This is a genomic window from Nocardia otitidiscaviarum, from assembly GCF_007362295.1.
Taxonomy (GTDB): domain Bacteria; phylum Actinomycetota; class Actinomycetes; order Mycobacteriales; family Mycobacteriaceae; genus Nocardia; species Nocardia otitidiscaviarum.
This window is the reverse complement of the sequence record NZ_CP041695.1, coordinates 3,662,122-3,682,553: the sequence shown is the minus strand read 5'-3', so window position 1 is coordinate 3,682,553 and position 20,432 is coordinate 3,662,122. Positions and strand designations below refer to the sequence as shown.

The following is a 20,432-nucleotide window of genomic DNA, read 5'->3' as shown; positions in this document are numbered from 1 at the left end:
CGATTCCGCAGAACCGGATGTCGCTCGCACAAAGGAATCCCGAGTGTTCGACCAATTCCCCGACCAACCCGCCGATCTGTCCTCCGCCCCAACGGATTTGTCGCTGCTGCTGCGACCGGCCCCGCCCGGATCGCCCACCGACCTGGTGCGCGTGCACGGCGGAGACGGATTCCTGCTGTGGGCCACCATCCCCGCCGTGCTCGTCATGGGCAGTTCCGGCGGTGCCGGAACCACCACCACCGCCATCGGACTCGCGGCCGCCGCGGCCTCCGACTACGGCGAACGCTCACCCATCGTGGTCGACGCCACGCCCACCGGCGGCGACCTCGCCCGGCGCGGATGCGACACCATCGATCCGGCGGGCACCGTGCAGACCTGGCTCAATATGAGCCCGCGCGGCCTCGCGCCGTCGGTGCTCGACAGTTCGGGGGAGAACAGCGCCCGCTTCGGGGTGCTGCCCCGGGGGCCGGAACCGCTACCCCGGCGGGAGAGTTACGCCTCGGTGCACCGCGATCTGTGCTCGGCCGGATGTCTGCCCGTCTACGACGGCGGATCGCCGGTCAGCAATCGCATGCTCGCGCCGCTGCTCTCCGATTCCCGGATCGCGCTGGTCATCACGCTGGCCGCGCGGGCCGACGCGGTGAATCGGCTCAAACCCGCGCTGATCTGGCTCGACGACAATTACAGCCAGTACCACCTGGCCGAATCCGTCATCGTCGTCACCCGGCAGCATCCGCACGACGGACCCTCGGTGGCCGAGCACGCCCGCCGCTATCTGGGCAAATTCGTGCGGGCGGTCACCGAGATCCCGTACGACACCCATCTGGCCACCGGCGGACCCGTCACCTGGTCGCGGCTGTCACCGCAGACCCGCGCCGCCTACCGGAAGATCATCAATCTGCTGCGCTGAGTCGCGGTGCTGTGCCGATGGAGTGCTGTGTGACGGGCTGTGCGGTGTGACGGTGTCGAGTCGATCGGCGATGCCGCGCTGTGTCACCGTGTGGTGCCGAGTTCGAGAGTGATTGCGCCGCTGAGCAGTTCGCGGGCGCGGTCGAGGGTGAGCGAGCCGCTGTGCCAGCGTTCGCTGAGCCCCTCCGTGAGGGCGGTCAGGCGTTCGGCCGCGGCGGCGGCGTCGATTCCGGCGTGCAGGTCGCCGGAGTCCTGGGCGTCGCGGATGAGGGTTTCGATATCGGCGTTCCAGGAGTCCGTGGTGGCGTGCAGGGGATCGCGCAGGTCGGAGTTGAATACCGCGCTGGCGCGCAATTCACCCCAGGCGACACTGGTTTCGCGGACCTCGTCGGTGTCCTGGAGTTCGAGCAGGAGTACCTGTTCCAGTCGGCGGCGTGGATCGGTTTCGGCGAGTGCGCGTTCGGTGTAATCCACGGCGCGGTGGTTGATGTGTTCGAGAGCGGCATGCAGGATGCCAGCACGATCGGTGAAATGGTAGTAGATCAGTGCCGTCGAGACGCCCGCCGCGGCGGCGAGTTTTTCAACGCGCAATCCTCGCACGCCATCCTGTGCGATTACGCGTACCGCGGCTTCCAGAATCTGAATTCGGCGCTCCGACACGGGTCCTCACTGTAGGGGTAGGGGAGTGGTAGACCGCTCAGGCGGGTTCCTGCTGGGTGGTGCAGTGGATGCCGCCGCCGCTCGCGGCGACGGCGTCGATGGCGATCTGGACCACCTCACGGTCCGGATACAGCCGTCGTAGTGTCGAACGGGCGGCCGAATCCGTGCGTGGGTCACCGAATTCCGGTGCGATCACCGCGCCGTTGCAGACATAGAAGTTGATGTACCCGGCCGCGAAATCGTCGTCCGCCCACTTCTCGCGGATGGTCGAAGGGCCTTCCAGCACTTCGACTTCCAGCGGGCGGCCGTGCGCATCGGTGGCCGTGCGGAGGATCTCCAGGTGGCGGCGGGTGACGTCGTGGTCGAAGGAGTCCGGGTCGTTGTCGAGTCCGGCGACCACCACGCCCGGCCGGGCGAAGCGCGCGTAGAAGTCGGTGTGCCCGTCGGTGATGTCCGCGCCCGCGATCCCCGGCAGCCAGATCACCTTCGTGATCCCGAGCACGGCGGCCAGCTCCTGCTCGACATCCTGCTTCGTCCATCCCGGATTCCGGTTGTCGTTGAGCACGCAGCTCTCGGTGATGATCGCCGTTCCCTCCCCGTCGACCTCCAGCCCGCCGCCCTCGAGCACGAGCTCACTACGCAGCGTCGCCACCCCGGCATGCTCCGCTACGGCCCCGGCCACCCGCGCGTCCCGCCGATGTTCCTGCTTTCCGCCCCATCCGTTGAAGTTGAAGTCGACGCCCGCCCGCCCCCGATCTCCCGACACGAACACGGGCCCCGTATCCCGCATCCAGAGATCATCCAGCTCCGCCTCGATCAGCTCGATATCCGCCCCGCCCAGCAAACCCCGCGCCAGCCCCATCTCCTCGGCCCGCACCAGCATCGACACCGGCTCGAACCGGGCGATGGTGGTGGCGATGGTCGCCAGATCCCGCCGCACCAGCGGCAACAACTCCGCCCCGTACACCCGCTCATCGGCACCGAACGACATCCACGTCCGAACATGCCGCCGCCCCTCCTCGGGCATCATCCACCCACCGCCCGCCTCGGACCCCACGTCGTTCCCGCCCATTGCACAACCTCCTACCGCGAATCCGCCGACCGTGCCCATGACCGCCCGCAGGAACGCACGCCGCCGCATCGCCATCTCCTCGACCAGGGTTTTCTCATCCGATATCGGCCCACTCTATGCCCTGACTGAAATTTCAGTCAAAGCCTGAGTCGTCGCGATCGACCAGCAGTTGCCGCCACCGCCGCAGCACCAACTCGGTGTACAGGTCGGCGTCGATGGCATAGGCACCTAACGCGTAGCCGTCATTGGCCTCCACCAGCGCGGTCTCGCCGCTGCCCAGTACGCCGAAATCGATGCCGTAGGCACTCGGCGCCGACCCGGACCGGCGATGAGCCGCCACCGCGGCCTCGACCACCCCGAGATCGAGCGGTACCGCTCCGTCACCGTCGTAGTGATCGACCGCGATGATCCGACCGTCTATGACGTAGACGCGGTACTCCGTCAGCCAGCGAACCAGTTCGGAGCACCACACGCGCTGTCGGCGGCTGACCTTGCCCAGCGCGGCGAAATCCCGCTCCGAATAGCAGGCGGCTCCGGTGAAGCTCTTCCGGCGCTGCGCGGGTTTCACGAAAACCGGTGGAGCGGACCCGTTCTCCACCGCACGCTCGATTTCGCCCAGGGTCGATGCCCACACGCGGCGGTGGAGGAACCCGCTCAGACAGTCCGGGTAGTCGTCGGGTTCCGGTATCGGAATTCCCAACTGGCGCATGGCCCCGTGCATCGCGTCCATATCGCCCGCGATGAAAGTGCGCGGCCCCAGCGGCAGTTGTCGGCGGTGGATGCGCTTGACGGTGTAGTACTCGACCGGGATCCCGCGCCGCCGCAGCCCTGTCTCCAGTAGTGACTCCTCGTGGCGGAGTGGGCCTTTGCCGGAATGCTGGAGGAATGCGGTGGTGAACATTCCGCCATCGTGGCCGAGTGCGAGCGAGATGTGTGGCTAGGTTCCGAGGAATTCGTCGATGAGGGGCCAGGTGGTGGTGGCGGCTTGGGGGCCGGCGACGAGGGCCAGGTGGTTGAGGCCGGGGAGGTCGGCGAAGCGGGCTTCGGCGGCTCCGGTGAGGACGCCCAAACCGGGTTCGATGGTGGCGGCGGGGGCGAGGGTGTCGGAGCGGCTGCCCAGGAGCAGGACGCGGCAGGTGAGTTTGGCCAGGTCGATGACGCGGTCGGAGGTCAGGTGGACGCGGCCGTGGGCGAGCTGGTTGCCGACGATGATGCGGCGGTACAGCTGGCGGTAGAGGCGCCCGGGGTAGCCGGGCATGGCGGCGATGAAGCGGTCGATGGCCTCCATGCGGGCCAGGGCCTCGGTGTGCCCGGCATTGCGGGCGATGAACAGCGGGCGGGTGATCTCCCTGCCTAGGGACATGCCGCGGAATCCGGCCTGGACGAAGAACGCCGGGATGCCGTCGAGAAGGTGAGTGGCATAGGCGATCTCCCGCCCGCCGGTCAGCTTCGCGACCATGCGTACCGGTGCCAGCAGGCGGTTGCGGCCGAAGTCCATGGGCGAGCCCAGGGTGGTGACCGAGCCGATCGGCAGATCGGCGTGGTCGGCGGCGGTGAGCAGGCTGATGATGCCGCCCAGCGACCAGCCGATCAGGTCGACGTCCGCGCCGTCGTGCAGCTCGCTGATATGGGCGATGGCGGTGGGGACGATATCGTCCACCCACTCCTCCAACCCGAGGTCGCGGTCCGCGGCGGTGATGCGGCCGTAGTCGATCACGTACGGCTGCCGGCCGCTGTCGCGCAGGAAGCGCGCGAGGCTCTGGCCCGGCCGCAGGTCGTAACAGGAGGCGTCCACGGCCAGCGGCGGTACCAGCAGCACTGGATTCCCGTGGGCGGGGGTGTCGCGGTCGAAGCGGCGCAGCTGCCGGTGCGGCAGGTCGTAGAGCACGGTCGAGGGCGTGCGCGCGGGGGCTTCGATGCCGTCGCCGAAGGTCAGGGCCCAGCCGTTGCGCAGTGCGACGGGCAGGTTCGTGGTGATCACCGGATTCATGGCGCGGGTGTGGATCCCTCTCGATCGGCGGAGGTCGTACCGCCCGGAAAAGATGTAACTAACGATAACAGGCAACTGTTCGGGTCGTAGAACCCCCTGCCGGACGTGCTATCGCATTGTCCGCCACTGTAATTCACCGCACGCGGGCGTGCGGGCCGACGGCGTCGAACCCGCGCAGGGGCTGAACCCACGTGGGCGTGAACCCGCGCCGGGGGTGTGAACCCACGCGCGCTGAACCCATGCGGGCTGAATCCGCACGAGGTGAATCCGCGCGGGGTCGATTTTCTCGGCGTCGATCCGCTCGCGGTGACGGGCTCGCGGCGGGAGCGGCGGTCGCGGGCGAATTGCTCGCAATCTTGGTCTATGCGCGGTCGGCTGAGCGTGGCCGCGATTCCCGGCCGGATCGCCCCCTTTTCCCGTGTGCGAAGGTTCACACGCCCAACCCCCTCCAAGTCAGGTGACCCTTACTAGAACCCGGGAAGGAATTCCGTCACACTGGTGTTGTGAAAACCATGGGTTTGCGGAATGCGGAAGCAGGCACCGGGCGCCAGCAGGGCGCCCGGTCTGCTGCGGTGTCCGAACCCGCAGGCGAAGGACACACCCGCGAAGCCGTCGTGAAACTGCTGCTCGAGGAAGGACCGATCACCGCGACTGCCATCGGCAAGCGGCTCGGTCTCACCCCGGCGGGGGTGCGCAGGCACCTCGATGCCCTCATCGAGTCGGGGGAGGCGCGTGCCGCCCGCTCCGCGCCGTGGCAGCAGAAGGGGCGTGGCCGTCCGGCCAAGCAGTTCCAGCTGACGGCCCAGGGCCGAGGCCGGTTGGGACATGCCTACGATGACCTCGCCGGTGCCGCGATGCGTCAGCTGCGGGAGATCGGCGGCGACAAGGCCATCGTCGACTTCGCGCGCAAGCGGGTCGGCACCATCGTCGCCGGTATCGACCGTCTGGCCCGGCACACGCCGGAGGAGACGGCCGCCAAGGCCGACGAGATCGCGGAGGCGTTCACCGCCGCCGGATTCGCGGCGTCCACCCGGGAGGTCGGCGCGGGCGTGCAGATCTGCCAGCACCACTGCCCGGTATCGCACGTGGCCGAGGAGTTCCCGGAGCTGTGCGCCGCCGAACTGGAGGCGTTCCGCGAACTGCTGGGCACCCATGTGCAGCGGCTGGCCACCATCGCCAACGGCGACTGCGCCTGCACCACCCACGTACCCCTCACCGTGCTGACTCCCGGCACCGCCGGGGCGCTGACTCCCGGCACCGCCGGAGCCACACCGAATACCGCTGGAAAACCCGTCGCACAGCCCGCGACGACATCGACGAACGACTCCGGAAGGAGTGCCGAATGACGACGACCACCGACCAGGTGCAGCCGCTGTCCCAGGAGGAGACCATCGCCTCCCTGGGCAAGTACGGCTACGGCTGGGCCGATACGGATGTCGCCGGTGCCAGTGCCAAGCGCGGCCTGTCCGAGGAGGTCGTGCGCGACATCTCGGCGAAGAAGAACGAGCCCGAATGGATGCTCGACTTCCGGCTCAAGGCCCTGCGCATCTTCGACAAGAAGCCCATGCCGAACTGGGGCTCCAACCTCGAGGGCATCGACTTCGACAACATCAAGTACTTCGTGCGGTCCAGCGAGAAGCAGGCCGCGTCCTGGGAAGACCTGCCCGAGGACATCAAGAACACCTACGACAAGCTCGGCATCCCGGAGGCGGAGAAGCAGCGTCTCGTCGCCGGTGTCGCCGCGCAGTACGAGTCCGAGGTCGTCTACCACTCCATCCGTGAGGATCTGGAGTCCCAGGGCGTCATCTTCCTCGACACCGACACCGGCCTGCGCGAGCACCCGGAGATCTTCCAGCAGTACTTCGGCTCGGTGATCCCCTCCGGTGACAACAAGTTCTCCGCGCTGAACTCGGCCGTGTGGTCGGGCGGCTCGTTCATCTACGTGCCGCCGGGCGTGCACGTCGACATTCCGCTGCAGGCCTACTTCCGGATCAACACCGAGAACATGGGCCAGTTCGAGCGCACGCTGATCATCGTCGACGAGGATGCCTACGTGCACTACGTCGAGGGCTGCACCGCGCCGATCTACAGCTCGGATTCGCTGCACTCCGCGGTCGTGGAGATCATCGTGAAGAAGGGCGGCCGCTGCCGCTACACCACCATCCAGAACTGGTCGAACAACGTCTACAACCTGGTCACCAAGCGGGCCAAGGCCGAGGCGGGCGCGACCATGGAGTGGGTCGACGGCAATATCGGCTCCAAGGTCACCATGAAGTACCCGGCGGTGTGGATGACCGGTGAGCACGCCAAGGGCGAGGTGCTCTCCATCGCCTTCGCGGGCGAGGGCCAGCACCAGGACACCGGCGCGAAGATGCTGCACCTGGCGCCGCACACCTCCTCCAACATCATCTCCAAGTCGGTGGCGCGTGGCGGCGGTCGCGCCTCCTACCGCGGGCTGGTGCAGGTGAACAAGGGCGCGTACGCGTCCAAGTCGACCGTGAAGTGCGATGCGCTGCTGGTGGACAACGTCTCCCGCTCCGACACCTACCCCTACGTCGACATCCGCGAGGACGACGTGACCATGGGCCACGAGGCCACGGTCTCCAAGGTGTCCGAGGATCAGCTGTTCTACCTGATGAGCCGCGGTCTGACCGAGGACGAGGCGATGGCCATGGTGGTGCGCGGCTTCGTGGAGCCCATCGCCAAGGAACTCCCCATGGAGTACGCCCTGGAACTGAACCGCCTGATCGAGCTGCAGATGGAAGGAGCCGTCGGCTGATGGCCGTCGAGAACGTTGCGGAGGCCGCGGAAGTACGGCCCCCCGCCGTCAACAAGGGTGAGGTGTTCGCCTCCTTCGACGTGGACGCCTTCGAGGTGCCCTCGGCCAAGGACGAGGCGTGGCGCTTCACCCCACTGCGCCGCCTGGGCGGTCTGCACGACGGCAGCGCGGTGCGCGACGGCGCGGCCACCGTCGAGGTGAGCGAGGTCGCCGGTGTCACGGTGGAGACCGTGGACCGCACCGACGGCCGCCTCGGCCAGGGCGGCGTGCCCACCGATCGGGTCGCCGCGCAGGCGTACTCGGGCTTCGACCAGGCCACCGTCGTGTCGGTCGGCGCGGAAACCGAAGTGGCCGAACCGGTCACCGTGACCGTCACCGGTCCGGGCGCGGGCAAGACCGACTTCGGGCACGTGCAGATCCGGCTCGGCAACTTCGCCGCCGCCACCGTGGTGCTCGACTACCGGGGCAGCGGAACCTACGCCGACAACGTGGAATTCGTGCTCGGCGACAGCGCCCGGCTGACCGTGGTCGCGGTCCAGGACTGGGCCGACGACGCCATCCACGCGACCGCGCACCACCCCCGGCTGGGTCGCGACGCCACCCTGCGCCACACCGATGTCACCCTCGGCGGCGACCTGGTGCGGCTCACCGCGAATGTGCGCTACGACGGTCCCGGCGGCGACGCCGAACTGCTCGGCCTGTACTTCGCCGACGACGGCCAGCACTTCGAACAGCGCCTGCTGGTCGACCACTCGCAGCCCAACTGCAAGTCGAATGTGCAGTACAAGGGTGCGCTGCAAGGCGATCCGGCCTCGTCCAAGCCCGACGCGCACACCGTGTGGGTGGGCGATGTGCTCATCCGCGCCGCCGCCGAGGGCACCGACACCTACGAGGTGAACCGCAACCTGGTGCTCACCGACGGCGCGCGCGCCGACTCGGTGCCGAACCTGGAGATCGAGACCGGCGAGATCGTCGGCGCCGGACACGCCTCGGCCACCGGCCGTTTCGACGACGAGCAGCTGTTCTACCTGCGCGCTCGCGGCATTCCGGAGGAGACGGCGCGACGCCTGGTGGTGCGCGGCTTCTTCCACGAGATCATCCAGAAGATCGCGGTCCCCGAGGTCCGGGAGCGGCTGGAGGCGGCCATCGAGGCCGAACTCGCCGCTGTCGGCGTATAAGACGAACTTCCCACCCCCGCAAAGGAATCCGAATTCGATGACCACCCTGGAAATCAAGGACCTGCACGTCGAGGTCACCACCCCCGAGGGCGAGGCCAAGACGATCCTCAACGGCGTCAACCTGACCGTCCGCTCGGGTGAGACCCACGCCATCATGGGCCCCAACGGCTCCGGCAAGTCGACGCTGTCCTACGCCATCGCCGGTCACCCCAAGTACACGGTGACCTCCGGCTCCATCACCCTCGACGGTGAGGACGTGCTGGAGATGTCGGTGGACGAGCGGGCGCGCGCGGGCCTGTTCCTGGCCATGCAGTACCCGGTCGAGGTTCCGGGTGTGTCCATGTCGAACTTCCTGCGCACCGCCGCCACCGCCGTGCGCGGCGAGGCCCCGAAGCTGCGCACCTGGGTCAAGGAAGTCAAGGAGAACATGGCCGAGCTGGAGATCGATCCGGCCTTCGGCGAGCGTTCGGTGAACGAGGGCTTCTCCGGCGGTGAGAAGAAGCGCCACGAGATCCTGCAGCTGGGCCTGCTCAAGCCGAAGATCGCCATCCTGGACGAGACCGACTCCGGTCTGGACGTGGACGCGCTGCGCATCGTCTCCGAGGGCGTGAACCGCTACAAGGAGCGCGAGGACGGCGGCGTCCTGCTGATCACCCACTACACCCGCATCCTGCGCTACATCAAGCCGGACTTCGTGCACGTGTTCGTGAACGGCCGCATCGTCGCCGAGGGCGGTCCGGAACTGGCCGAGGAACTCGACGCCAACGGCTACGTGCGCTTCACCTCCGCTGCTGTAGGAGCCTGATACCCATGACCGCCACGGGGCACGATTCCCGGCTCGCCGGGCCGCACGATTCCCCGCTCGCCGAGGTGGCGGCCCTGGACGTCGCCCGCATCCGGGCCGACTTCCCGATCCTGAGCCGCACGGTGCGCGACGGCAAACCCCTGGTCTACCTGGACTCGGGCGCGACCGCGCAGCGGCCGACGGCGGTTCTGGACGCGGAGCGTGACTTCCTGGTCCAGCGCAATGCGGCCGTGCATCGTGGCGCTCATCAGCTGGCGGAGGAGGCCACCGACGCCTACGAGGGCGCCCGCGCCGATATCGCCCGCTTCGTGGGCGTGGACGCCGACGAGATCGTGTTCACCAAGAACGCGACCGAATCGCTGAACCTGGTCACCTACTCCTTCGCCGACAACCGCTTCCCCTACCGGGTGGGGCCGGGCGACGAGATCGTCATCACCGAACTCGAGCACCACGCGAACCTGGTGCCGTGGCAGGAGTTGGCGCGGCGCACCGGGGCGACGCTGAAGTGGTACGGGGTCACCGACGACGGGCGCATCGACCTCGATTCGCTGGAGCTGTCGCCCGCCACCAAGGTGGTCGCCTTCACCCACCAGTCCAATGTGACCGGTGCGGTCGCGCCCGTCGAGGAGCTGGTGCGCCGGGCCAAGGCGGTCGGCGCGCTGGTGGTGCTCGACGCCTGCCAGTCGGTGCCGCACATGCCGGTGAACTTCCGCGAGTTGGGCATCGACTACGCGGCTTTCTCCGGGCACAAGATGCTCGGCCCGTCGGGCGTGGGCGTGCTGTACGGGCGGCGCGAGATCCTCGCCGACACACCGCCGTTCATCACCGGCGGCTCCATGATCGAGACCGTCTTCATGGAGGAGAGCACCTACGCGCCGCCGCCGCAGCGCTTCGAGGCGGGCGTGCCGATGACCTCGCAGGTCGTCGGATTGGGTGCGGCCGTGCGGTATCTCGACGCGGTCGGCATGGAAGCCGTTGCGGCGCACGAGCACGCGCTCACCGAGGCGGCCCTGCTCGGACTGGGTAAGCTGGACGGCGTCCGCATCATCGGACCGACCGAGAACGTGAACCGCGGTGGCGCGGTGGCCTTCGTGGTGGACGGTGTCCACGCCCACGACGTCGGCCAGATTCTGGACGACGAGGGTGTCGCCATCCGCGTCGGCCATCACTGCGCCTGGCCGCTGCACCGCCGCTTCGGCGTGGCCGCCACCGCGCGGGCCTCCTTCGCCGTCTACAACACTCTCGACGAGGTGGACACGCTGGTGGCCGCGGTGCGGAAGGCCCAGACCTTCTTCGGAGTTGCATAAACCATGCGCATGGAGCAGATGTACCAGGAAGTCATCCTGGACCACTACAAGCACCCGCACCACCGCGGCCTTCGCGAGCCGTTCGGTGCGGAGGTGCACCACGTCAACCCCACCTGCGGTGACGAGGTGACGCTGCGCGTACACATCGACGAGAAGGGCGACGTCGCCGACGTCTCCTACGACGGCCAGGGCTGCTCCATCAGCCAGGCGTCGACCTCGGTGCTGGCCGACCAGGTCATCGGCCTGCCCGTGCAGCAGGCGCTGAAGGTGGTCGGATCCTTCGACGAGATGATCACCAGTCGCGGCACCGTCGAGGGCGATGAGGACGTGATCGGCGACGGCATCGCCTTCGCGGGCGTCGCCAAGTACCCGGCGCGGGTGAAATGCGCATTGCTGGGCTGGATGGCGTTCAAGGACGCGGTGGTGCGGATATCCTCCGCACAGGAGGCCACGAAGTCGATGGGTAACGGGGAGTAGAGATGAGCGACACCGAACAGCAGGCCCCGACCGCCGAGGCGGAGGTTCAGCTGACCCCCGAGGAAGTACAGCACCTCGAGGACCTCGAGGAGGCCATGCGCGATGTGGTCGACCCCGAACTCGGCATCAATGTGGTCGATCTCGGCCTGGTGTATGGCCTGACGGTCGAAGAGTCCATCGCCAAGATCGACATGACGCTGACGTCCCCGGCGTGCCCGCTCACCGATGTGATCGAGGACCAGGCCCGCAATGCCCTGGTCCGCAGCGGCCTGGTGGAGGATCTCCAGATCAATTGGGTCTGGATGCCGCCGTGGGGTCCGGACAAGATCACCGATGACGGCCGGGAGCAGTTGCGCGCCTTGGGTTTCACCGTCTAGGACTGAGTTCGACCGAACGCGGCCTGCCGACGACATCACGTCATCGGCGGGCCGTTGTCGTCGGTGCCCCGCCGTACCGCTCGGCCCATGGGCCATGATGGGCGAGTGACAGAGCGCGTCGACACCCCGCTGATCCCGTTGCTGGCCGTCATGCTGTGGGGTGCGCTCGCCGCCGTTCTCACCGCACCGTTCACGGCCGCGCTGACGGCGCTGGCCTTCCGCTTCCCCATCCCGTTCGACGGCTACGCCGAAGGCGGCGGCGAGGCCCTCAACGCGGCCTTCGCGAGCGTCTTCTACCTCGTCTCCGGCGGCGGCTTCGTGCTGGCCGCCTGCGGAGCCGGAGCCGGATACCTGCTCGCCCGACGCACCACCGCGGGCCTGTGGCCGCTGCTCCCACTGACCCTGCTGTCGGCCGGAGGATGCGCGCTGATCGGGACGCTGCTGCTGGCCCTGTTCTGACCCGCCGGGTCAGGCCAGGGGTGCGGCCCAGCGCAGGACCGTGCCCCGGTCACCCGCCGGACCGATGTCGAAGCGGCCGTTGGTGCGATCGGCGCGCACATCCAGATTGGACAGGCCGCTGCGGCGGGGCAGATCCGACGGCAGTCCGACGCCGTCGTCGGTCACCTCGATGCTGATCTCGTCGTCGATGGCGATATTGATGTGCACGCTGTGGGCTTCGGCGTGCCGCACCACATTGCTGAGTGCTTCGCGCAGTACCGATTCCACATCGTCGGCCAGGGGGATCGGCAGCACCGACAGCGGTCCGGAGACGTGCACCGTGGTGCGCAGGTCGGCCTCGGCGGTCATCTCGGCGATGAGATCGTGCAGGCGCTGATGCAGGCGCGCCGAACCGGTTTCGGGCTCGTGCAGGTCGAAGATGGATTGCCGGATGTCCTGCACGATGGATTGCAGATCGTCGAGGGTGCGGCCGAGGCGGGTGCGGATCTCGGGGGTGCGGATGCGCTGCGCGGTGCCCTGTAGGACCAGGCCGGTGGCGAACAGCCGTTGGATCACCCGGTCGTGCAGGCTGCGGGCGATGCGGTCGCGTTCGGAGAGCACGTCCAGCTCCCGCATACGGAACTGGGTGTCGGCCAAACGCAGTGCCAAGGCGGCTTGACCGGCGAACACCGCCATCATCGCCTGGGTGGGCGTATCGAATTCCGGCGCTTCGGGGCTCCGGCAGACCGCCAGCACGCCCAGCATCGATTTGCGGGCTTGCAATGGCAGCAGCAGCACCGGGCCGAATGCGGGCAGGATATCGGTGAACGCGTTGAAGGCCAGCCCCTGTGTCACCTTCGACTCCGCGGTGCGGAACACCGAGCCCGTGTGCGAGCCCTCCACCGGAATTCGACGGCCCAGAATGCCTGCCGCGGTGGTACCGGTACCCGCCGCCACGATCAGCTCTTCCACCTCCTGATCGGGCGATTCCAGGTCCTCGGGCAGCGCCAGGAAGGCGCACACCGCTCCGGCGAGGGTCATGGCCCGTTCCGCGATCAGCTCCAGCACCTCGGCCGGTTCGCCGCCGCCCAGCAGTTCGGTCGCCACGTCGCGGATGGATTCCAACCAGGTTTGGCGGATGCGGGATTCCTCGTAGAGGCGGGCGTTCTCGACCGCGATCCCCGCGGCGGCGGCCAGCGCCCGCACCACCACCTCGTCGTCCTCGGTGAATTCCAGCCCACCGGCCTTCTCGGTGAGGTAGAGGCTGCCGAACACCTCGTCGCGCACCTTCACCGGAACGCCGAGGAAGGTTCGCATCGGCGGGTGGTGTTCCGGGAAGCCGATCGACGCCGGATGGTCCGAGAGATCGGCCAGCCGTATCGGTTCGGGCTGTTCGATGAGCAGGCCCAGGACGCCGCCGCCGTGTGGCAGGTCGCCGATGAGCACCCGGGTGCGATCGTCGATGCCCTCGTAGACGAATTCCGAGAGGGGATGGGTGTATCCGCGTGTCTCGCGCACGCCGAGCGCGCCGTAGCGGGCGTCCACGAGTTCGATGGCGGTGTGGACGATGGAGCGGAGGGTGTCGTCGAGATCGAGTCCTGCGGTGATGACGAGCATGGCGTCGATGAGTCGGTCCATCCGCTCGTGCACACCGACCAGTTGGGTTATCCTGTCCTGCACACCCGCCAGGAGTTCGCGTAATCGCAACTGGGACAGGGCTTCGAGGACGCGCGTGCGATCGCCGCCGACCGCGTCCGGGTCGTGTGACATGCGGCATATTGTCCTCCCGCGTTCGGGATCTGTCAGTAGCTCGGTCGATGCCGGATCACCTGCGCGTGTCGGATTTCGCTGGCGTGGCGCGGTATTCGATCTTGTGACCGGATCCGCCGTGCGCGTCGCGAGAAAGGACCGGAGGGGACCTTCGGCCCTAGGAGCCACGATGCCGCGGTGGTGGCATGGGTACGCCCAACCGGTTCACAGCTCAGGGGAAGGTGGTCGTCGTCCAGTGGAGGCACACGCAGTGGTGGTCGGGGATGCGCAGGTGGTGGTGAGTGCGGTGGGGGAGGTGTCGCTCGCCGAGATCGTCCGGGCGGAGCGGATGATCGGACAGGTTCTGCGGCGGCACCATGTTCACGAAACGGCGCGGGTGCGGATGGTCGAACGGCCGGGTGCCGGTGTGACGACCGTGCAGACGAATGTGCGCACCGGGCACGGTGAGGTGCGCACCCAGATCGACGGGTCCGGTGGCTGGGCGCTGACCTTCGCCGCCGAGCGGTTGGATCTGCAACTGCGGCGGGCCGAGCGGTCGGTGGCGCGCCATATGCCGGATCGGCGGCGGGCCGTGCTCGCGGGCGTCACCGGCGACCGGCCGGTCACCCGGCGTAAGACGGTCGATGTGCGGACCTGCGACGCGGCCGCGGCGATCGCGACCATGGACGCCATGGACTACGACGCCCACCTGTTCACCGACGCCGAAACCGGTGAGGACGCGATCGTGTACTGGGCCGGGCCGCGCGGCGTGCGCTTCGCCCGGCAGTGGCGGCTGCGGCCGCCGCGCGGCATGGACGAGCTGCCCCTGACCATGAATCCGCATCGGGTGCCGGTGCTCGCCGAGCATCAGGCGGCGGCGCGGCTGTGCCGCTACGGGCTGCCGTTCCTGTTCTGCACCGATATCGCCGATCGGCGCGGGCGGCTGCTCTACCGCCGCTACGACGGGGATGTGGGCGTGGTGATCGCCCGGTAGCGCGGTGGCGGGCCATTAGGATGCCCCGGTGACCGGATACGACTACTCCGACGCGTTCGAGCATCTCGACACCTCGACGCTACCGCCGCGCCAGCACCACATCCTCGCCGTGATCCGGGACTGGGTGGTGCGGCACGGGTATCCGCCCAATACCCGCCAGATCGGCGACGAGGTCGGGCTGAAGTCCTCCTCCACGGTGTCCAAGCATCTGAACGCGCTGGAGGAGAAGGGGTTCCTGCGCCGCAGCGACACCATGTCGCGGCCCATCGACGTGCGCATGTTCCTGCACGCCGCGCCGCAGCGCCGCGCGGAGTCCGAACAGCAGGTGCCGGTGCCGGTGGTCGGAGACATCGCCGCGGGTACGCCGATCCTGGCCGAGGAGCACACCGACGACGTGCTCTCGCTGCCGCGTGAACTGGTCGGGCGCGGAACCGTGTTCGGGCTGCGCGTGCGCGGCGATTCCATGGTCGACGCCGCCATCTGCGACGGCGATATCGTCGTGGTCCGTAAACAGCACGAGGCGCACAATGGCGAGATCGTGGCGGCGATGATCGACGGTGAGGCCACTGTCAAGGTGTATCGACGCACCGGCGGGCACGTCTATCTGGAACCCCGTAATCCGGCCTACCAGGTGATCGACGGCGACGAGGCCGTGATCCTGGGTAAGGTCGTCTCGGTAATGCGGCGGGTTTGACCCTGCTGTTCGCACTACCAGCCAACTGGACATAACGGTTGGTCTCGGCAAAGATTCCACCCGTTATTGCCTTTCTTCACGGGGAGAAGTGAATGTCGTTGCTGCGCAAGACCTGTTTGGGTCTCGCTGTCTCGTCGATGGCGACGCTCGGCGTCGTCGCCGCGGGTCCCGCGTCGGCGGTCGATGGCGGTTTCACCGCCACCGCCGGTGATCTGTACGGCGCCCTGGCGCTGTCCAAGAGCACCGGAAACGTCGCCTACGCGGTGAACTACGGCAGTTACGGTGCCGCGGACACGGCCGCGATCGCCGAATGCGGCGGTGGCGACTGCGAGGTCGTCGTGCACTTCGCCAATGCCTGCGGTGCGGTGTCCCAGGGCGCCGACACCCGTTTCGGCTGGGCGTGGGCGGCGACCAAGGTGGAGGCCGAGCAGGCCGCCATCGATGTGCTCGGTCAAAGTGCGCCGTCGTTCCCGGATGCGGGTTCGGCGTCGCCGCGGCAGGCGAAGGTGATCCTCTCCGCCTGCACCGATAACGCCAGGTGAGACAGCAATAACAAGCGAACGCCGCGGTCTTCCGGATCTTTCGGAAGGGCGCGGCGTTTCGCTTTCCCGGGCGGAATCGGGGGAGGGCAACCGGCAGTGATCGGCGTGTCCGCCGGCCGAATTCCCCGCCTCACCCACGGTGCCCCGGCGATGATTTCGAGGTGGACGACATCACCTACGAGGACACCCGATTCGCGTTGCACGCGGCCGCGGAACTGCTGATCGCGGGACCGCAGTATCGGCGCTTCGGCACCATTCGAATGCGCATCGTGCTGGGTGGGTTCACCGGAATCAAATGGCCGGTCTCGGTGACGGGCACCGATCTGGTCTGGCCGCGGGGCCGCGCCGCGCTGCACGGCACCTACCGCGAATTGGCCGCGGCCGCCGGATTCGAACCGGACGGGCCGCCGGACGGTCTCTACAGCGACGGCACCAATATGGACCCCGACGAGCCGTTCAGTCTCGATTCCGGCGCGGCCGCGACCGTGCACGACTGGTTCGCCATCGGCGATACCGCACTACGCCGCTTCGCCGCCGAACAGCCGGTGCTGTGGCCGGAACACTTCGATCTGTCCGTCGCCATCGACGAGGTGAACTACGGGGTGTCACCGGGCGACTGGGACAACCCCTGGCCCTACGCGTATGTCGGACCGTGGACCCGCCGCCGGGGCGAATTCTGGAACGCGCCCTTCGGCGCCATGCGCCCGCGCGACGAGGTCGGCACCGTGGCGGGGCTGCTCGACTTCTTCCACGAGGGCCGGGCGCGCGCGGCGGAGAACTGAGCCGCCGCGACCGGTCGTGCCCGTGCCAGGCGAGCGCGCCTGTATCCGCCGCGCCCCGCACCGATCGCGCCGCCACAGCCGTGCCGGTACCCGGGTCGCGCCTGCACCGGTCACGCGGTAAACGGCCACGCCGCACCGGTCACGTCAACTACGGCCCACTCGCGCCGCCCCGGTCGGCCGGATATATCGGCCGTGAGGCGAGTCGTCGGTGTCAGTGTGTGGGTAGGCGTTCGGTGGATCCCTCGGCCAGGGCGGTCTCCACATGGGAGATGCCCGCGCGTACCCCCGCGCCGTAACCGTCGTCGTCCAGGGCGTCGAGGCGGGCGCGGGCCGCGTCCAGGTGGGTGTGCGCGGTGTCGAATGCGCCCAGGCGGCGGTAGTTGTCGGCGAGGTTCAGGTGCAGCGACGGGTAGAAGCCGCGCACGGTGAGGGCCGAGTGCTCCTGTTGGGCGCGTTCGTCGGTGAGCGAGGCGGCCGCGTCCAGGGCGCGTACGTCCCAGGTGAGCGCGTCGGCGGCGTGCTCGTGCAGATCGGCCAGGTAGTGGGCGATGGTGCAGCGGTGCAGGGCGTCGCCGGTGACGCCCACCGTCTCCCAGAGTGCGGTGAGCGCCTCCCGGGCGCGGGCGGTATCCCCTTGACGCCCAAGGGTTACCGCGTCGGTGATGGCGAGCATGGTCGGGTCCGCGACGGTCATGCCGACACCGTAGGGGAGGGGGCCGACAGATTCGGACGATCGACGAAGGCACCCTCGTGCGAGACACCGCTCGCGGAGGTCCGCGCGGTCGACCGCGACGCGCTGGATGTCGACCCGGTCAGCCCTTCGGACGGCCGTGCCTGCCGTCGCCGGTGATGCGGCCGCGCCGGATGAGGTCGCGTTTGGTTCCGGGGCCCAGCGTGATCTGGTCGTCGCCCGCGTCGTCGTCCGGATTGGGGCGGACGAACAGGGTGACCGTGGTGCCCTCGGTGAAGCCGTTCTTGCGCATCATGTTCGCCGAGGCGGTGTTGTGGTTCTCCACATCGGTGACGATGCGCCGCGCGCCGTGCTTGAACAGCGTGTCGCAGCAGGCGGTCATGAGCCGTCCCGCCACCCCGCGCCCCTGCATGTCCGGCGCGACCGCGATCCACTCCAGGTAGGCCCAGTCGTCGCGTAGCTCGAACTCCATGGAGGCCAGCACGAATCCGACCACCCGATCCGAATCCACCGCCACCCAGCAGGAGCGCCCCGCGCTGTCGAGATGCTCGGCCACCGAGGTGAGCGACCAGGAGGTGTAGGGCTTGGCGGAGGTGTCGAACACCTGGTAGCCGAGGTCGATGACCTGGCGCAGATGGCCGAGTCCCATCGGGACGATGGCTATGTCGGATTCCATACCGCTAGTTTGCCAGGGGTGTGCCGGTGAGTATCGAATCGCGCTGGTAGACGCGGGCGAGCGGCGCGGGGCCGGGTCACGCGCCCTTGCGCGTCTGCTTGCTCGCGGTCTTCTTGGCGGCCTTGGCGGGGGCCTTCTTCGCGGGCTTCTTCTCGGCCTTGGCGGCCGTCTTCTTGGCGGGCGTGGCCTTCTTGGCGGGCTTCTGCCCGGACGCCTCGAGGCTGCGTTGCAGCGCCGCCACCAGATCGACCACCTCGGCGTCCATCTCCGGCTCGGCCGGTTCCGGAGCGCGGGTGACCTTGCTGCTGCCGCTGGCGATGGCCTCGTCCAGCATGCGCTTCAATTCGATCTGGTATTCGTCGGTGTAGAGGCTCGGATCGAAATCGTCGGACATGGTGTCCACCAGCGTCTCCGCCATGGACAGTTCCTGTTTCTTCGGTTCGGCCACCCCGTCGAGGGATTCGAATTCCACCGAACGCACCTCGTCGGGCCACAGCAGCGTTTGCAGCAGCAGCACGCCGTCGTGCACGCGCAGCGCGGCCAGGCGGGTCTTCTGCCGCAGCGTGAAGTGCACCAGCGCGACCCGATTCACGTCCTCCAGGGTCTTGGCCAGCAGCACATAGGCTTTCGGCGTACTGGAATCGGGTTCGAGATAGTAGCTCTTCTCGTACAGGATCGGATCGATCTGTTCGGACGGCACGAATTGCAGGACCGGAATCTCGTGCTTCTCGGCCACCGGCAGTTTCGCGAAGTCCTCGTCGGTGAGAATCACGCGATCGCCCTCGGGCGATTCATACGCCTTGTCGATATCGGCGAAGGCCACCGATTTCCCGCACACGGTGCACACCCGGTCGTACTTGATTCGCCCACCGTCGGCCGCGTGGACCTGGTGGAACCGAATATCGTGGTCCTCGGTCGCGGTGTAGACCTTCACCGGTACATTGACCAGTCCGAACGCGATCGAGCCCTTCCAGATAGACCGCATGGCCTCCACTGTACGTTCGGTCCGATTCGCTGTCTCAGCGAATCGCCGCCGACCTGGGGAGACGGCAGGTCGGCGGGTTGCGCTCGGCCGCATCAGCACAGCGGGCGCGCCGCACCGGCACAGCCGGGTGCGCACGGCATCAGCGTGGCGGACGAGTGCCGATCGTCGCGCTCACCAGGGTGCGCCGCAGCCGCCACGGAAGGTTGGCGAACAACCATGACATGGCCGCGGTTGTGCCGGGCAGGTCGTCGCGACCGGAGAGGTACGCGCGCCGCAGGTGTGGCGGCAGCGCGAAGAAGGCATCGAAGAATACGGGCACATCCTGCGCGGGGAGGGCGAGCAGGGCGCGCAGGCCCGCCAGCCGCAGGGCATGGACCGCCCGCGCCGATGGCGACCAGAGCGAGTGCCCAACGGCCAGGTCGTCGGCGGTACGCAGGGCGGTGGCGACGCTGTACCCGGTGGCGGGGTGGATGAGCGCACCGGCCGCGCCGAAGCCACGGCGGCTCGGTCTACCCCCCTGAACGGGAAACCGGACCCGCTCGACCGGCACGTCCACGCCGACGGTGATGCCCCGCGAACGCAAGCGGTGGTGCAGCCGGGTGCGGAGTTCGGCGGTGTCGAGGGCGGGGCGGCCCGCCAGGCAGGTTTCCTCGAGCAGCATGCTGTGCTCGTTCAGCGGGATCGCGTAGAGGAACGACCGCGGTGCCGCCGCATCCGCGCCATTGTCCGGACGCCAGTCCATGAACAGGGTGTCGAATTCCGGATCGCGTTCGACCACCACGCCGAAGGCGGTCTGCTCGGCGCGAGCGGGGGAGCGGGTGAGCCCGCGGGCGTCGATGACGCGTCCGGCGGTGCGGACCGAGCCCGAGGCGAGCCGGACGCCCTCGGGCCGATCACGATGGGCGGGAAGGATTTCCACGACGCTGTCGGCGACGATCTCCGCCCCGGTCAGGTCCAGGCAGTGTTGCAGGGCCGTCGTGTCGAACACGGTGTAGGCGCGGTGCAGGTCGACGCGGCGCAGCGCCCAGGCGGCTGGGTTCGCGACCGTCGCCGCGACGGCCGCGGACGGCAGCCAGGGCGGCAGCTCGTCGGCCCAGGCGGCGTAGGTGGCCGTCCATCGCCGGTCCGGATGCGGATCGACCACGGTGACCGACAGCCCGTGGGTCAGTGCCCGGTGGGCGAGGGCTCGCCCGGCGGGGCCGAGCCCGCAGACGAGGAGATCGCAGCTCACCCGGTGATTGCATCACGGTCCGCACGGAGCGTTCGGTGCGGGCGCGTTTTGTCTGATTCGGTAGGGTCACGAGGTCAGCAGTGATCGGGGAGGAGC

The 20,432-nt window shown here is 68.4% G+C and carries 22 protein-coding genes; 13 read left to right on the top strand and 9 right to left on the bottom strand.

Annotated features, from left to right (window positions below; translation table 11 throughout):
• The first annotated feature begins 43 nt into the window (after positions 1–43).
• Positions 44–910, top strand: a complete 867-nt coding sequence (locus FOH10_RS16325; protein WP_051037385.1) for a MinD/ParA family ATP-binding protein — start codon at positions 44–46, stop codon at positions 908–910.
• 83 nt (positions 911–993) lie between these two features.
• On the opposite strand, the gene FOH10_RS16320 is transcribed toward FOH10_RS16325, so the two are convergent.
• From FOH10_RS16320 to FOH10_RS16305, 4 genes are all read right to left on the bottom strand, one after another.
• Positions 994–1,569 carry a TetR/AcrR family transcriptional regulator gene (locus FOH10_RS16320; RefSeq protein WP_143981379.1) on the bottom strand — a complete coding sequence of 192 codons (576 nt, stop codon included), beginning with the start codon at positions 1,567–1,569 and terminating at the stop codon, positions 994–996.
• Between the two features lie 37 nt (positions 1,570–1,606).
• Positions 1,607–2,710: an agmatine deiminase family protein gene (locus FOH10_RS16315; protein ID WP_425326147.1), complete on the bottom strand. Its 1,104-nt coding sequence runs from the start codon at positions 2,708–2,710 to the stop codon at positions 1,607–1,609.
• A gap of 64 nt (positions 2,711–2,774) precedes the next feature.
• The gene (locus FOH10_RS16310; RefSeq protein WP_143981378.1) at positions 2,775–3,542 is read right to left on the bottom strand and encodes an ATP-grasp domain-containing protein; all 768 of its coding nucleotides are present in this window, start codon (positions 3,540–3,542) and stop codon (positions 2,775–2,777) included.
• A gap of 36 nt (positions 3,543–3,578) precedes the next feature.
• Entirely contained in the window at positions 3,579–4,631 is a 1,053-nt protein-coding gene (locus tag FOH10_RS16305; protein ID WP_143981377.1) for an alpha/beta fold hydrolase, read from the bottom strand.
• A 512-nt stretch (positions 4,632–5,143) separates the two neighbouring features.
• Between FOH10_RS16305 and FOH10_RS16300 the strand changes: the two genes are divergently transcribed.
• From FOH10_RS16300 to FOH10_RS34840, 8 genes are all read left to right on the top strand, one after another.
• On the top strand, positions 5,144–5,977 hold the full coding sequence (locus FOH10_RS16300) for a helix-turn-helix transcriptional regulator (RefSeq protein WP_143981376.1): 834 nt from the start codon (positions 5,144–5,146) through the stop codon (positions 5,975–5,977).
• Positions 5,974–7,410: a Fe-S cluster assembly protein SufB gene (gene sufB / locus FOH10_RS16295; RefSeq protein WP_143981375.1), complete on the top strand. Its 1,437-nt coding sequence runs from the start codon at positions 5,974–5,976 to the stop codon at positions 7,408–7,410. The genes FOH10_RS16300 and sufB overlap by 4 nt, the downstream gene beginning before the upstream one ends.
• Complete coding sequence (sufD, locus tag FOH10_RS16290; protein ID WP_143981374.1) at positions 7,410–8,588, top strand: Fe-S cluster assembly protein SufD; 1,179 nt, start codon at positions 7,410–7,412, stop codon at positions 8,586–8,588. The genes sufB and sufD overlap by 1 nt, the downstream gene beginning before the upstream one ends.
• A 37-nt stretch (positions 8,589–8,625) precedes the next feature.
• Entirely contained in the window at positions 8,626–9,393 is a 768-nt protein-coding gene (gene sufC / locus FOH10_RS16285) for a Fe-S cluster assembly ATPase SufC (RefSeq protein ID WP_143981373.1), read from the top strand.
• Positions 9,394–9,398: 5 nt separating this feature from the next.
• Complete coding sequence (locus FOH10_RS16280) at positions 9,399–10,700, top strand: cysteine desulfurase (protein ID WP_143981372.1); 1,302 nt, start codon at positions 9,399–9,401, stop codon at positions 10,698–10,700.
• 3 nt (positions 10,701–10,703) lie between these two features.
• The gene (gene sufU / locus FOH10_RS16275; RefSeq protein ID WP_029924662.1) at positions 10,704–11,177 is read left to right on the top strand and encodes a Fe-S cluster assembly sulfur transfer protein SufU; all 474 of its coding nucleotides are present in this window, start codon (positions 10,704–10,706) and stop codon (positions 11,175–11,177) included.
• A 2-nt stretch (positions 11,178–11,179) separates the two neighbouring features.
• Positions 11,180–11,554: a metal-sulfur cluster assembly factor gene (locus tag FOH10_RS16270; RefSeq protein ID WP_143981371.1), complete on the top strand. Its 375-nt coding sequence runs from the start codon at positions 11,180–11,182 to the stop codon at positions 11,552–11,554.
• A 105-nt stretch (positions 11,555–11,659) separates the two neighbouring features.
• Positions 11,660–12,013: a hypothetical protein gene (locus FOH10_RS34840; protein WP_186000864.1), complete on the top strand. Its 354-nt coding sequence runs from the start codon at positions 11,660–11,662 to the stop codon at positions 12,011–12,013.
• Positions 12,014–12,022: 9 nt separating this feature from the next.
• Here FOH10_RS34840 and FOH10_RS16265 read toward each other — a convergent pair whose 3' ends face one another.
• Positions 12,023–13,762, bottom strand: a complete 1,740-nt coding sequence (locus FOH10_RS16265) for a sensor histidine kinase (protein ID WP_143981370.1) — start codon at positions 13,760–13,762, stop codon at positions 12,023–12,025.
• Positions 13,763–13,997: 235 nt separating this feature from the next.
• Here FOH10_RS16265 and FOH10_RS16260 point away from each other — a divergent pair, with 235 nt between their 5' ends.
• The 4 genes from FOH10_RS16260 (at position 13,998) to FOH10_RS16245 (ending at position 16,753) form a co-directional block, all read left to right on the top strand.
• A complete protein-coding gene (locus tag FOH10_RS16260; RefSeq protein WP_244962018.1) occupies positions 13,998–14,735 on the top strand; it encodes a sigma 54 modulation/S30EA ribosomal C-terminal domain-containing protein in 738 nt (245 codons plus the stop codon).
• Between the two features lie 28 nt (positions 14,736–14,763).
• Positions 14,764–15,429, top strand: coding sequence for a transcriptional repressor LexA (gene lexA / locus FOH10_RS16255; RefSeq protein ID WP_143981368.1), 666 nt, complete (start codon positions 14,764–14,766; stop codon positions 15,427–15,429).
• Positions 15,430–15,521: 92 nt separating this feature from the next.
• Positions 15,522–15,971: a DUF4189 domain-containing protein gene (locus tag FOH10_RS16250; RefSeq protein WP_143981367.1), complete on the top strand. Its 450-nt coding sequence runs from the start codon at positions 15,522–15,524 to the stop codon at positions 15,969–15,971.
• Between the two features lie 161 nt (positions 15,972–16,132).
• Complete coding sequence (locus tag FOH10_RS16245; protein WP_143981366.1) at positions 16,133–16,753, top strand: hypothetical protein; 621 nt, start codon at positions 16,133–16,135, stop codon at positions 16,751–16,753.
• Positions 16,754–16,964: 211 nt separating this feature from the next.
• On the opposite strand, the gene FOH10_RS16240 is transcribed toward FOH10_RS16245, so the two are convergent.
• The 4 genes from FOH10_RS16240 to FOH10_RS16225 all read right to left on the bottom strand — a co-directional run bounded on the left by FOH10_RS16240 (position 16,965) and on the right by FOH10_RS16225 (position 20,336).
• Positions 16,965–17,447, bottom strand: coding sequence for a hypothetical protein (locus FOH10_RS16240; RefSeq protein ID WP_143981365.1), 483 nt, complete (start codon positions 17,445–17,447; stop codon positions 16,965–16,967).
• A gap of 118 nt (positions 17,448–17,565) precedes the next feature.
• Positions 17,566–18,120 (bottom strand): GNAT family N-acetyltransferase, encoded by a 555-nt coding sequence (locus FOH10_RS16235; protein ID WP_039814827.1) that lies wholly within the window; start codon positions 18,118–18,120, stop codon positions 17,566–17,568.
• Between the two features lie 76 nt (positions 18,121–18,196).
• Entirely contained in the window at positions 18,197–19,105 is a 909-nt protein-coding gene (gene ku, locus FOH10_RS16230) for a non-homologous end joining protein Ku (protein ID WP_186000863.1), read from the bottom strand.
• Between the two features lie 139 nt (positions 19,106–19,244).
• A complete protein-coding gene (locus FOH10_RS16225; protein ID WP_143981363.1) occupies positions 19,245–20,336 on the bottom strand; it encodes a lycopene cyclase family protein in 1,092 nt (363 codons plus the stop codon).
• Between the last annotated feature and the right edge of the window lie 96 nt (positions 20,337–20,432).